This window comes from Brevibacillus sp. FW301-21C12A, from assembly GCF_058788915.1.
In genome coordinates, this window is the sequence record NZ_JBYTBG010000001.1 from 39,352 (window position 1) to 52,025 (window position 12,674).

The window sequence follows — 12,674 nt, forward strand, 5'->3', positions numbered from 1 at the left end:
CTTGCTCCTCCTCACCCCAGCATTTGCATTTGGCTATGGTCTGGCAAACGTCGACCGCTTCACGTAGCGGCCCGCCCCCGCATGGCCGACGAACTGCTTGTTGCGGACGACGAACGCGCCGCGGGAAAGCACAGAAATGACGTCGCCGTGAACCTGCATGCCTTCAAACGGGTTGTAGTCCACATTCATATGGTGCGTCTCCACCGAAATCGTCCGCTGCACAGTCGGGTCGAACAAGACGATGTCCGCATCGGAGCCAACCGCAATCGTGCCTTTTTGCGGGAACATGCCAAACAGCTTGGCGACTTTGGTGGAGGTGATGTCCACGAATTGATTCAGGCTGATTTTGCCTTTGCGCACGCCCTCGGAAAAGAGGATGGTCATGCGATCCTCAATGATCGGGCCGCCATTCGGAATTTTCGTAAAATCTCCGCGGCCCAGCTCTTTTTGCCCGGAAAAGTTGAACGGACAGTGGTCGGAACCAACTGTTTGCAAAATCCCGTTTTTCAGCGCGCTCCACAGTACGTCCTGGTTCCACTTTTCCCGCAGCGGCGGGGACCAGACGTATTTCGCCCCTTCGAAGTCCGGCTTTTCCAGCGCGGTGATATCGAGCACCAAATATTGCGGACATGTTTCTCCGTAGACGTTCCAGCCTTTTTCGCGCGCCTCGGCGATCCGGCGAACGGCGTCGGCGCAGGACACGTGCACGACGTACAACTGGGCATCCGCGAGCGCCGTGAGCGCAATCGCGCGGCCTGTCGCCTCTCCCTCCGCTTCCGGCGGACGGGTGTAGGCGTGGTAGATCGGATCGGTATTTCCTTCGGCCAGCGCCTGCTTGGTCAAATAATCGAGCACGTCCCCGTTCTCGGCGTGCACTTGGACCAACGCCCCTAGCTCCTTGGCGCGGATCAGCGTCTTGAACAAAGTTTCGTCGTCGGCCATCAGCACGTTTTTGTACGCCATGAACACTTTGAGTGAAGTAATGCCTTCGTTGTTCACGACCGACTCCAGCTCTTCCAGCACATGGTCGTTGGCATCGGACACCATCAGGTGGAAGCCGTAGTCGATGACGGCTTTGCCCCTCGCTTTTTCGTGCCAGGTCGCAATCGCGGAGTGGAGCGACTCCTCTTTGCTCGTCAGGCAAAAGTCCACGATGCTCGTCGTCCCGCCGAATGCGGCGGCTTTTGTGCCCGTGAAAAAGTTATCGGATGTAACCGTGCCGCCAAACGGCATGTCGAGGTGCGTGTGCGGATCAATGCCGCCCGGAAGCAAATAGTACCCGGTTGCGTCGATAACCTCCGCATCTGTTGCTTGCAGGTCCGAGCCGATCGCGACGACTTTTTCGCCGTCGATCAGCACGTCTGCCTGATACGTGTCTGACGCCGTCACAACCGTCCCGTTGCGAATCCATTTTTTCATGACCTTCCTCGCTCCTTTCCCCTGCCGTGCATAAATGAGACATCCCGTTCCTCGTACATGCTATGCCGCAGACGCCCCATTCATGCCATCGGCCCTAGAACTTACGTCTCGCAACTGCCCCCGCCTGCCAAAGCAGCCTGGCGCTGGTTCCAGGAAAGCGGCGGCTTGCCCGTCGGAATCTCCACCATCTCGATCGTTCCTTCCACCGGACAGACAATCGAGCACAGGTTGCAGCCGACGCAGTCTTCCTCGCGCACTACCAACCGCTCTTTTCCCGTTGCGGCGTCCTTGACGATATCAATGCATTGGTGCGAAGTGTCCTCACAGGCGATATGGCATTTGTTGCAGTTGATACAGGTTTCTTCGTGGATGCGGGCGACTACTTTGTAGTTGAGGTTCAAATGGCCCCAGTCCGAATACGTGTGCACGGCCTTGCCGACGATGTCCATGACCGAGGCGATTTTGCGCTGGTCGAGGTAGTTGTTCAAGCCGTCGATCATGTCTTCGACGATCCGAAAGCCGTGGTGCATCGCGGCGGTACAGACTTGCACGCCAGTCGCACCCATCAGCAAAAACTCGACGGCATCCCGCCAGTTGGAAATCCCGCCGATGCCCGAAATCGGCACGCCGACAAACGGATCGCGCGCACACTCGGCGACCATGTTCAGGGCTATCGGTTTCACCGCTGGTCCGCAATAGCCGCCGTGCGCTCCTTTTCCGTCCACGTGCGGTATCGGCAGCCATTTGTCCAGGTCTACCCCCATCAGGCTGTTGATCGTATTAATCATGCTGATCGCGTCCGCTCCGCCCGCCGAAGCCGCCCTGGCAGTAAAGCGAATATCGGTAATGTTCGGGGTAAGCTTGACGATGACAGGCGTCTGGGCCACTTCTTTTACCCATTCGACCTGCTGGCGAATGAGATCGGGGTGCTGCCCGACAGCCGAACCCATGCCGCGCTCCGCCATGCCGTGCGGACAGCCGAAGTTCAATTCCAGGCCGTCGACGCCAATCGCCTCCACTTTTTTGACGATCTCATGCCACGCCTCCTGCTTGTGCTCGACCATCAGCGAGGCGATCAGCGTATGCTTGGGAAACCGTTTTTTCGTCTCATCCATTTCCTTCAAATTGACCTCAAGCGGTTTGTCGGTAATCAGCTCGATGTTGTTGAACCCGAATACCCGCTGCCCGCCAAAAGTCAGTCCGGCAAACCGCGACGTGACGTTGATGATCGGCTCTCCCAGCGTTTTCCAGACAGCTCCGCCCCAGCCCGCTTCAAAAGCCCGCTGGACCTGGTAGCCCGAGTTCGTCGGTGGCGCAGATGCCAGCCAGAACGGATTCGGGGATGTAATCCCTGCTAGATTGATAGAAAGATCGGCCATGATTGCTCTCCTCCATCTTTTTGGCGCTGCCACGGGCACGCCGTACTCCCCTGCTAGGTTCACGTGCTGCAAAAAATGCTTCTACAGTTAAGTCGGAATATTCTGTACATTACTTCCCTAGACAAGCTGCTTCTGGTCGCGGATCGCCTTGTCGATGGCATAAGCGGCACGCTTTCCGTGATTGGCCGCGTCGACGACCATCGCGTCCGTTTTTCCTCCGCCAAAAATGACGTCCCCTGCGGCAAACACTTTCGGGTGCGACGTCCGGTAGGTGCCGTCCTCGACGGTGACGATGCCGTTTTGATGCTGCAGGCCAAGCTGGTCGATCAGCGACAGGTGGCGATTTTGCCCAATCGCTTTAACGACAAAGTCCACCTCGATGAAAAACTCGCTGCCCGGGATCGGTACCGGACGTTTTCGGCCTTTGGCATCCGGCTCTCCCAGCTCCATCCGGATCAGCTCCAGCCCTGTCACGCGCCCTTTGTTCCCCAAAACGCGCGTCGGAGCCACGAGCCAGCGAAACTCCACGCCGTCCTGCTTGGCGAACTCGTATTCGAACTGGTAGCAGCTCATTTCCTGCACCGTTCTGCGGTACAAAATCTGCACATTATCCGCCCCCAGCCGCTTCGAACAGGTCGCGGCGTCAATCGCCGTATTTCCGGCGCCGATCACGACCACTTTTTTGCCGACCATGTCCGTGGTAAGCGGCTTCGTTTTCGTATCTTCTACCAAGGCAATCGCATCCAGTACCCCTTCCAGCTCTTCCCCGGGAATATGCAAGGAAGGCACGCTGCTCATCCCCACCGCCAGCAACACCGAATCGTAGTTGGCAACGAGCTCGTCTGGCATGATGTCGACGCCGATCCGCGTGTTCGTCTTGATCGTCACGCCCAACGCCTCGACCTGCTCGACCTCCCAGAGCGATATTTCCTGCGGCAGCCGGAAAGACACGATGCCGTATGTGTTCAGCCCGCCCGCTCTTTCTTTTGCCTCGTAGATCGTGACCTCGTAGCCGAGCCGGGCAAGCTCTCGCGCCGCCGACAGCCCGGCTGGCCCCGCTCCGATAATCGCCACCCGCTTGCCGTTCGGATCTCCTTTTTGAAACAAGGCCGCGTTGTTGCGGATCGCCCAGTCTGTCGCATGGCGTTGCAATAGCCCGATCATGATCGGTTTGGAGGCGTGATTGAGCACACAGGCTCCCTCGCACAGCTCCTCCGTCGGACAAACGCGCGCGCAGCTTGCCCCAACCGGATTGGATTCCATGATCGTCCTCGCAGAGCCGAGCAGATTGCCTGTCGCGATTTTGCGAATGAACGAAGGAATGTCAATCGAGGTGGGACAAGCCTTGATACAGGGCGCGTCGTAGCAGTACAGACAGCGATTCGCTTCATCGATCGCTTCCTTCGGCTTGAGGGCGCTCACCACTTCGCTGAAGTTTTTTTGCAGGTCATTCGGGACGCTCATCCATATACAGCCTCCTTGCCAGCTCGAATAAGATGCTTGCTATTAATCAATGTGCAACATCGCCGTTTTATGCTTGTTTCATTTCCTATCGCCATATGTTCGCAGTGAAATCAATCGCCGCTCGCAGTCATGAATGATTTCACGTCCGAATAGGCTAACAGTAACCACGTCGGCAAAGGAGTCTGTCACGATGAAGGACTACGCCCGCAAAATCGCGCAGGTCAAACAGCAAATCGCAGAGCTTGCCGCGCTGCTTGCCGAACTGGAAAACGAGCAACAACGCTATCACGAGCAGTCGGAACAGCGCAAAGCGTACATGTCCTCGCGGGAAATTCTCGAGCTATTGGAGCAAAAGCAGGTCCGCATCGGCAGCATGGCCACGATCAAACGATGGTCGGATCACGGCTATTTGGGCGAGGGCGTGGACGAACGGGAAGCCTTTCCGCTTTTGGCGAGCAAACAGGGCAACAAACGGTTTCTGTATCCACGCGAGGCGGTGCTGTCGTTTTTGTACGAAAAAGGACTGCTCGTCCCCGCGTACGAAGTGCTGGACCGCGTGCAGCTTCGCCGTGCCAGCCGGGAAGCAGACTGGGCATTGGTCACCGCTGTGTCGCGCCGTGACCTGCGCTTTTTCTACCAAGTTCAATTGGAGACAACGGGAGAAGTCGTGCTTCAAGTACCGGAAGAAGAGTTGTTTCTCCCGTAAGGAGGCACTATGGAACTGGCCGTCATCATGCTGGAAAATACCGCGGACAATCAGGAGTTGTCCCGACAAATTCGCGATTTTCACAAAAAAAAGGGGCAGCCCCTCGCCATTCGTTTCAGCGAAGAACTGACCCATATTATTTTGGAAGCGCCTTGCCTGTACATACCGGACCCGGCGCAGCTCGATCCGCGCACGATTGTAGACGGACAAATCCGCGAGAGCGGCGGACACGGGGAAATTCACCCGCGCCACAAAGGAAAGACCGTCAACCTGCACCTGGATTCCGAGCTGGTTGCAGAACTGGAGCAAATTCGTGCGCTCGTCAGCAGCAAGACACAGCATGAGGTAATCCGCGAGCTGTTCGTGCGCGGCATGCGCGCGTATTTGGCGGAAAAGGAAGGCGAGCAAAGCGAATGAACAGACAGCGGTTTGGTCACCTCCAGTACACGTGGAGGTGGCTTTATTTTTTCCAGGCAAGGAAGACGCGCTCCCCGGCAAGCTGGTATTGCACGGTGTACGTGCGGCTGTCCGCGCTCACGAACGCAATCTCCTTTTTCGCCAGGTCGAGATGCGTTTCGTTGACGTCAAACATCGTGATCGGCGCCGCCTGCTGCTCGTCCCAGGACAAAATGACAGTCGCCTTTTGCGTGGGTACATGGTAGACACCAGCCCCCATCATCGTTTCATAATAGATCCAGTTGTTGTCCAGCCAGACGGCTTTATTCAAGTAATGCCCCGGAAACAACTGGGCGACGGGCTTGTCATTCGGATCGTAAAAACGGATGCTGGCGGAGCTGTAGAGAACTTCCGAGTCGATGACTGCCACCGTTTTTCGGTCCGGCGCAAAAATCCCTTCGCTTTTCGCTTGCAAAAGATTGGCCTTTTCCTGCTCGATTCGTTGCTTTTCGGCCACAAACAGCGCATCTTCCGGGGAGATGCTCACATAGGGAAGCTTCGCCAAGGCAGGCAGCGCGTCTTTTGCCGGAAAATTGCTGTAGATCGTCAATGTCGCCTCTTCCGGCGCACCGTCGTAGGCGATTCCTCTGGACGGATACTCCCAGGCATACGTGCCGATTCCGTGCAGATGGTAAGTAAAATCAGGCTGACCCCAGGCGGCAAAAATCGAAAAAGGCCCGGAAGCAGCCGGCTCGGCGAGCTTTTCTCCATACGCTTGCAAATGCTGCGCCATATCGACGAGCGCCCGCGTGTCGGGAACGCGATCGCGGCGATAGAGGGAAAACGCCTTCGCTTTTTGCTCGGCAAACGTGACAAACAAGTAGTAATCCTGGTAAGAATAGCCGATCAGCCCGTACTCCTGTTCTGTGAAGGCTGGCGTGCCCAGCTTGCGCAAAATCTCCTGCTGCGACGTCTGAACGGTAATGCCCGGAACGATTTCTCCCTTGAAGCCAGGCTCTGCCAACACCCCGAACGCTCGCCCGTTTTCATCCCACTTGACGGCAATCCCCGCCTGATAATACACATAATCGTCGAACGACTTGACGGCTTGTCCCAAAAATTTGCCCAGCGCGTCCCGTTGCCATTGGCCGCCCTGGAACGCGTGGACGAGCGAAACTTGCGCCAGCTCCTGCGCAGCATTCGCTTGACCTGTTGCGGTCTGGCTCGGCGCAGTCTGTTGCAGGCCCGTCGCCACGCTGGCTGCCGAACCGATTGCCGTTGCGGTTGCAGCCAAACTAAAGCTCGTAAGCAAAAGAAACACATATTTCGCGAACACGGTAGTCCCTCCCCGATCAGCCTTTCCTTGTCTATCTATCCCAGTTTAGCAAAACATGCCGGATTTTTGCGAACATTTTCTCTTTGTTTGTCCCTTGTGAAAATGGCCACTGCTGGACAGCCTGAAGCTTTTGCCAGCGGGTTATACGTTAGTGCTCCATCCGGATCAGCGGGCGAGCGAAAAAAGCCTTGCTTCCCACTGCTTGGGCAAAGCAAGGCTTTTCGCTATTTATCCGATCCTCTCCGTTGACGGACAGGCTTATTTCGATTCGCCGTGGAGGTAGTTGTAGAATGGCTGGTCAACCCAGAACTTGTACGTTTCCACGTTCAGCTTGTCGCTCAGTTTTTTCAGGCCCGCTACCACTTTTGGCGACTCTTCGTTCAGGGAGAACGACTGGACGATGTAGCGGCCTTCCTTGATGACGTTGTTCGTAATGATCGGATAGTCTGCCAGCTCCGTGCGGGAGTGGTAGAGCGGCTGCCACCAGGACGCTTTCAACAGCCCCGTTACGTCTTCCTGGTTTCTTTTCGCGTATTTCAGCACCAATGGCTGGAAGCGCTCCTTCTCCTCCTTGCTCGCAAACTCGAAGCTCAGGTCGTATTCTTTTGCATAGGCGATAAAATTGCCGTTTTCGATTTGCACGACCTGGTAGTCATCCGACTCGGTCGGCTCGCCCCACTCTTTCAAATAGATGAAGGCGGATGTTTTCGGCTCGAACTGGACTTTGGCGTCGATGCCTTCGCTTTTCAACAGGCCAATCAGTTGAATGGCGTGCGCGATATCGCTGTGTCCGTAAGTAATGGTGCGCTCCGGATCAAAGTGCGGATCGAAGGCAGCATCCTTCAGGTTGTAGCCGGTAATCAGGTTTTGCTTGAGGCCCGTGTCGATGATCTGTTGCAGCTCTCCTGCCTTGATAATCGACGATTCGCTCCAGGCTTGCGCGAGCTTGCCGTAAATGTCCGCCTCTTGCACGCTGCCTAGGTAGTTTTTGTAGTCGCCGTGGAACTCCACGACTTTCCCCAATAGTTGGACAGCCAGCTCTCCGGTCGTGTCCCCGTCTGCCTTGATCGCGGCCAGCCTGCTCGCGGACACAAGCCCGGTGTCAAGGGCAACCGCTACTTCCTGTGCGGCCTGCAGGGAGAGCGCTCCACCCTTTTGGTAGGAAATGCCCGCCGCTTTCAGCGACGCTGCCAATTTATCCTCGCTGTACGTGTAAGCCAGCTCGGACAAGTCCGCTGCCTTCACAGCCGCGCTGATGGCTTCCCAGGCTGCGATTTTCGTCGCTTGCGCCTGCGCTTCGGGAACGTAGGCTTTCGCGCTCGCTTCTTTTTCCGTTATACTTTGGGTAGCCGCAACTACCTTGGCGAGTGCCTGGGAAAATTGCCCGCGCGTCACCGCCTTGTCAAGCGAGATGCCGTATTGCTGCAACAAAAAGCTGCCGTACTCTGCCTCGGCCGATGCGCTCGCCGCTTCTTTGGCCAAGACTGCCACAGGCTGATTCGCAGCCGCTGCTCCCGCTGTCGCCGGGAGAACCAGCGCAGCGATGAGCGCCGCTTTGTGGGAAAGCTGAAGCCACTTGTTCGATTTCATCATGACGGTTCCTCCTTATGTATGAAGCCCAAACATATTATTACTATTCCTATGCGTTCACTAGGATATATTGTCATCTACCTTATCACCTGTTCTTACTGTGTGTCAATCCTTTCTAGTTCAACGCAAAAACGCCCTTCCGCCAAGCAAAAAAGCAGCTCGCTCCATCTTCCAATGCGAACTGCTTTTTTTCAACGCAACTACTTCTCGGTCAACTCCGACCATTTGTTCACTTTGACGGGCGGCTTGTAGTCGCGCAGACGGTCGAGCAAAACAGCCGGATCGCTCTCGCACACGACCAGCTCTCCTTGCATCCGCGGGATGAAGCCTTCCTCTGTAGCGTGCTGCACCATTTCCATCAGCGGCGTATAGAAGCCGTCCACATTCAACAACCCGATCGGTTTCGAGTGAAGCCCGATCTGCCCCCAGCTCACCACTTCAAAAATTTCTTCAAACGTGCCGTAGCCCCCGGGCAAGGCGATAAAGCCATCGGACAAATCGTTCATCTTCGCTTTGCGCTCGTGCATCGTGACGACTTCATGCAGCTCTGTCAGACCCGTATGTACGATCTCGCCGCGAAACAGTCCGGTCGGCATGACACCGATCGCTTTGCCGCCGCCTTCGAGCACCGTATTCGCCACTCGTCCCATCAGCCCCATGTTGGAGCCGCCGTAAACCAGTTCCAGCTCTCTTGCAAGCAGTTCTCTCCCCAGCGCTTCTGCATATTGGGCATAAGCCGGATTTACGCCTGGATTGGAACCCGCAAACACACAGATACGTTTCATGCCATCCTCCTGGATCCATTAAAGTTGAGTGGCTTTCGTCACCACTTTTTGGTGTATAGTACAATTATACAAAAATCTAGAAGGGACAGATACATGTGAATATCACGGAATTTCAGAAATGGGTAGGAGATTTTTACGAGGAGCGGGGCTGGACGCAGTACGGGCCGTTTATTCGCGTAGGCTTTCTCATGGAAGAAGCCGGCGAGCTTGCCCGCGCCGTGCGCGCCATCGAAATCGGGCGCGATCGGCCGGACGAAGGGGAAAAACAGGCGGACGAAGCGCGTCAGGAGCTGGTGGAAGAGCTCGGCGACGTGCTGGGCAACCTGATTTTGCTCGCCAACCAGTACAACATTCCGTTTGAAGAGATTCTCGACGCTCACAAAGCGAAGCTGCAGAAGCGGTACGAGTAGCGGACGGAACGGTTTGTTCGCCTCCGCCGTCGCGAACAGCCAAACATGACAGCAGACGCCCCGGCCTGCAAGTCACACACAGGTACCTGCAAGGGGCGTCTGCTGATTTTTTGCCAAAAGGCTCTATCTCAAACTCCTATTCCAACGTGTCAAACGCTTCCTTCATGACGCGGGCGATAAAGTCGATGTCATCGCTGGTTGTAGAAAAAGGCGGCGAAAGAGTCAGCACGTTGTTGAAGCCCGGAATGGTATCGCCGTTGCGGCCGATGATAAGCCCGCGCTTTTTGCACTCGCCGATGACCTGCGTGAGCTTCGCAGGCGCGGCGGGTTCTTTCGTTTTGCGGTCCTCGACCATTTCGATGCCCATCAAAAAGCCGAAGCTGCGAATGTCGCCTACATTCGGGTGATCGGCCAGGAAGGCGAGCTTGGCACGCAATTCGTCCCCCAACTGCTCGGCGCGCTCCACCAGCTTTTCCTCTTCCATGATCTCCAAGTTTTTCAATGCGAGCGCACAAGCCGCCGGATTTCCGCCAAACGTGTTGACGTGGCGGAAATGCAGGTTGTTGCCCTGCTCGTTGAACTTGTCGGCGATTTCGGCGCGCACCGCCGTGGCCGACAGCGGCAGGTAGGCGCTCGTAATGCCTTTGGCCATCGTGACGATATCCGGCTTGATCCCGAAGTTTTGGTGGCCGAATTTTTGGCCGGAGCGGCCAAAGCCGCAAATGACCTCGTCGACGATCATCAACACGCCGTACTTGTCGCAAATCTCCCGCACCTTCGGCATGTATTCCGGCGACGGCACGAGCACGCCCCCGCCTGTAATCGTCGGCTCCATGATGACGGCGGCGACGGTTTTTTCGCCTTCCCAGTTGATGACCTGATCGAAGTATTGCGCGCATTCCAGATTGCATTTGCCGTACGACTTGCCCGCAGGACAGCGGTAGCAATAAGGCGGCGGCACGTGCAGGAACCCTGGCGCGAGCGGCTCGTACTTTTCTTTGCGCACAGCCTGGCCCGTGGCAGCGAGCGCGCCCATCGTGTTGCCATGGTAGGCGCGGTGCCGCGAGATGAATTTGTAGCGGCCCGGCTCGCCGTTCTGGTGGTGGTATTGGCGGGCGATTTTGAACGCGACCTCGTTTGCCTCCGATCCGCTATTGGAGAAAAAGACGCGATACTCCTCGCCCAGCCACTCGCTCACTTTTTCCGCGAGGCGAATGGCCGGCACGTGACTTTGCGTCAGCGGGAAGTAGGCGAGCTGTTTCAACTGCTCATAGGCGGCATCTGCCAACTCCTGCCGACCGTACCCGACGTTGACGCACCACAGGCCGGACATGCCGTCCAGGTAGCGGTTGCCGTCGATATCGGTGATCCAGGAGCCTTTTGCGCCTGTCACGATCATCGGATTCGGGTTGTAGGGCGACATGTGATGCCACATGTGCTCGCGGTCGGCCGCAAGCAGGCTGTCCTTGTCGTACTCTTGCAACAGTTGATCTTGCTCCATCGCCTAAGCCTCCTTTATTTTACGAACACTTTTTGCGAGCCGATGCTCGTATCGCCATCTTCGAACCATCTGGAGGTAACCGTCTTTTTCTTCGTGTAAAACAGGACGCCGTCCTTGCCGTTTGCATGCAGGTCGCCGTAAAACGATTCTTTCCAGCCCGAGAAGGCGAAGAAGCCCATTGGCGCAGGCACGCCCACATTGACGCCGACCATGCCGGCCTCCACGCGCTGCACGAACTCCCTGCCCCATTTTCCGTTGTTGGTATAAATCGTCGCACCGTTGCCAAAGCGGGAGCGGCTAATCGTTTCCAGGCCCTCTTCAAAATTTTTCACGCGCATGACGCTGAGCACAGGCGCGAAAATCTCGTCGCGCACGATGACCATTTCCGCATCGGCCTGGTCAAAAATCGTCGGGCCGAGGAAGTAGCCTTTTTCGTGCTGCTTCGCATCCTCCCGTCCGTCGCGCACGAGCGCAGCACCGGATGCGAGCCCTTTTTCAATGTAGCTGTGCACTTTGGCCAAATGCGAATCGCGAATGACCGGACCGAGATCGACGCCTGCCTCAAGCCCGTTGCCCATCACAAGCGCGTTGGATTCTTCGATCAGGTGCGCCACCAGCTCGTCAGCGATGTCCTCGACAGCGACGACCGCGCTCGCCGCCATACAGCGCTCGCCCGCACAGCCAAACGCCGAACTGACGATCGTTTTCGCTGCCCGCTTCAGGTCGGTGTCCGGCATGACCAGATGGTGGTTTTTCGCGCCAGCCAGCGCCTGCACCCGTTTGCCATGGGCGGCGGCTGTCTTGTACACGTACTCCGCCACAGGCTGCGAGCCTACGAACGAGATCGCCTTCACATCCGGGTGTTCCAGCAGCCCGTTGACGACATCGTGGGCGCCGTGCACGACATTGAACACCCCGTCCGGCAAGCCCGCTTCCTTCAGCAGCTCCGCGATGCGAATGCAGGACAGCGGCGTGCGCTCCGACGGCTTGAGGACGAACGTATTGCCCGCGGTAATCGCGATCGGATACATCCACATCGGAACCATCACAGGGAAATTGAACGGGGTAATCCCGGCCACGACGCCCAGCGGAAAGCGAATCGCCTGGCTGTCGATATTCGCCGCGATATTGGGCAGCGTCTCGCCCATGAGCAGCGTCGGCATCCCGCACGCAAACTCGACCATTTCCAGCCCGCGCAACAGCTCTGCCTGTGCTTCCGGGAGGTTTTTGCCGTTCTCCAGCGTAATCATCCGCGCCAGCTCGTCCTCGTGCTTCACCAGCAGGCTGTGAAAACGAAACATGATGCGCGCCCGATCCACGACCGGAGTCGCGCTCCACCCTGCGAAAGCTTCCTTCGCAGCGGCAACGGCCTTGTCCACGTCTTCTTTCGTCGACAGCGGCACGCGGGACAATAGTTCGCCCGTCGCCGGGTTGGGCACGTCCTCAAAGCGGGCTGCCTGCGATTCCACCCATTGTCCCCCTACGTAATTCTTCAATGGATTTCCAACAGCGGCTGTGTTCATCCTTTCAACTCCTTGCGATCATTTGTTTGACAATTCCATTTTATCAAAAAATAAAACCGCTCATCACTAGACAAAATGACAATCATTCGGTAGGATTCATCATACATCATGTCAATTGCCCGTCCTCGGATCGTTTGTGGAAGACGGGCAGATAGGGGGCTGCTT

Annotated in this window: 11 protein-coding genes; 3 read left to right on the forward strand and 8 right to left on the reverse strand. The window is 56.7% G+C overall.

All coding sequences use genetic code 11. The features are described 5' to 3' along the window. Nucleotides 1–33: 33 nt before the first annotated feature. The 3 genes from hydA to AC3WQH_RS00245 all read right to left on the reverse strand — a co-directional run bounded on the left by hydA (nt 34) and on the right by AC3WQH_RS00245 (nt 4,262). On the reverse strand, nt 34–1,419 hold the full coding sequence (hydA, locus tag AC3WQH_RS00235; protein ID WP_290426152.1) for a dihydropyrimidinase: 1,386 nt from the start codon (nt 1,417–1,419) through the stop codon (nt 34–36). Between the two features lie 101 nt (nt 1,420–1,520). Next, nucleotides 1,521–2,798 carry an NAD-dependent dihydropyrimidine dehydrogenase subunit PreA gene (preA, locus tag AC3WQH_RS00240; RefSeq protein WP_007780322.1) on the reverse strand — a complete coding sequence of 426 codons (1,278 nt, stop codon included), beginning with the start codon at nt 2,796–2,798 and terminating at the stop codon, nt 1,521–1,523. A gap of 117 nt (nt 2,799–2,915) precedes the next feature. Further along, nucleotides 2,916–4,262 carry an NAD(P)-dependent oxidoreductase gene (locus tag AC3WQH_RS00245; RefSeq protein ID WP_007780326.1) on the reverse strand — a complete coding sequence of 449 codons (1,347 nt, stop codon included), beginning with the start codon at nt 4,260–4,262 and terminating at the stop codon, nt 2,916–2,918. Nucleotides 4,263–4,452: 190 nt separating this feature from the next. Here AC3WQH_RS00245 and AC3WQH_RS00250 point away from each other — a divergent pair, with 190 nt between their 5' ends. Then, on the forward strand, nt 4,453–4,968 hold the full coding sequence (locus AC3WQH_RS00250; protein WP_005830993.1) for a hypothetical protein: 516 nt from the start codon (nt 4,453–4,455) through the stop codon (nt 4,966–4,968). Between the two features lie 9 nt (nt 4,969–4,977). Further along, a complete protein-coding gene (locus AC3WQH_RS00255) occupies nt 4,978–5,385 on the forward strand; it encodes a hypothetical protein (RefSeq protein WP_007780332.1) in 408 nt (135 codons plus the stop codon). 43 nt (nt 5,386–5,428) lie between these two features. Here the strand turns inward: AC3WQH_RS00255 and AC3WQH_RS00260 are convergent, their stop codons facing one another. The 3 genes from AC3WQH_RS00260 to AC3WQH_RS00270 all read right to left on the reverse strand — a co-directional run bounded on the left by AC3WQH_RS00260 (nt 5,429) and on the right by AC3WQH_RS00270 (nt 9,075). Beyond that, the gene (locus AC3WQH_RS00260) at nt 5,429–6,700 is read right to left on the reverse strand and encodes a hypothetical protein (protein ID WP_327945182.1); all 1,272 of its coding nucleotides are present in this window, start codon (nt 6,698–6,700) and stop codon (nt 5,429–5,431) included. A 258-nt stretch (nt 6,701–6,958) separates the two neighbouring features. Then, entirely contained in the window at nt 6,959–8,293 is a 1,335-nt protein-coding gene (locus tag AC3WQH_RS00265) for a hypothetical protein (protein ID WP_429781576.1), read from the reverse strand. A 197-nt stretch (nt 8,294–8,490) separates the two neighbouring features. Continuing rightward, nucleotides 8,491–9,075: an LOG family protein gene (locus tag AC3WQH_RS00270; protein WP_005831001.1), complete on the reverse strand. Its 585-nt coding sequence runs from the start codon at nt 9,073–9,075 to the stop codon at nt 8,491–8,493. A gap of 95 nt (nt 9,076–9,170) precedes the next feature. Here AC3WQH_RS00270 and AC3WQH_RS00275 point away from each other — a divergent pair, with 95 nt between their 5' ends. Then, nucleotides 9,171–9,485 carry a MazG nucleotide pyrophosphohydrolase domain-containing protein gene (locus AC3WQH_RS00275; RefSeq protein ID WP_007780339.1) on the forward strand — a complete coding sequence of 105 codons (315 nt, stop codon included), beginning with the start codon at nt 9,171–9,173 and terminating at the stop codon, nt 9,483–9,485. Nucleotides 9,486–9,621: 136 nt separating this feature from the next. On the opposite strand, the gene AC3WQH_RS00280 is transcribed toward AC3WQH_RS00275, so the two are convergent. Next, nucleotides 9,622–10,986 (reverse strand): aspartate aminotransferase family protein, encoded by a 1,365-nt coding sequence (locus tag AC3WQH_RS00280; RefSeq protein ID WP_005831005.1) that lies wholly within the window; start codon nt 10,984–10,986, stop codon nt 9,622–9,624. A 14-nt stretch (nt 10,987–11,000) separates the two neighbouring features. After that, the gene (locus AC3WQH_RS00285; RefSeq protein ID WP_005831007.1) at nt 11,001–12,509 is read right to left on the reverse strand and encodes a CoA-acylating methylmalonate-semialdehyde dehydrogenase; all 1,509 of its coding nucleotides are present in this window, start codon (nt 12,507–12,509) and stop codon (nt 11,001–11,003) included. Nucleotides 12,510–12,674 lie beyond the last annotated feature (165 nt).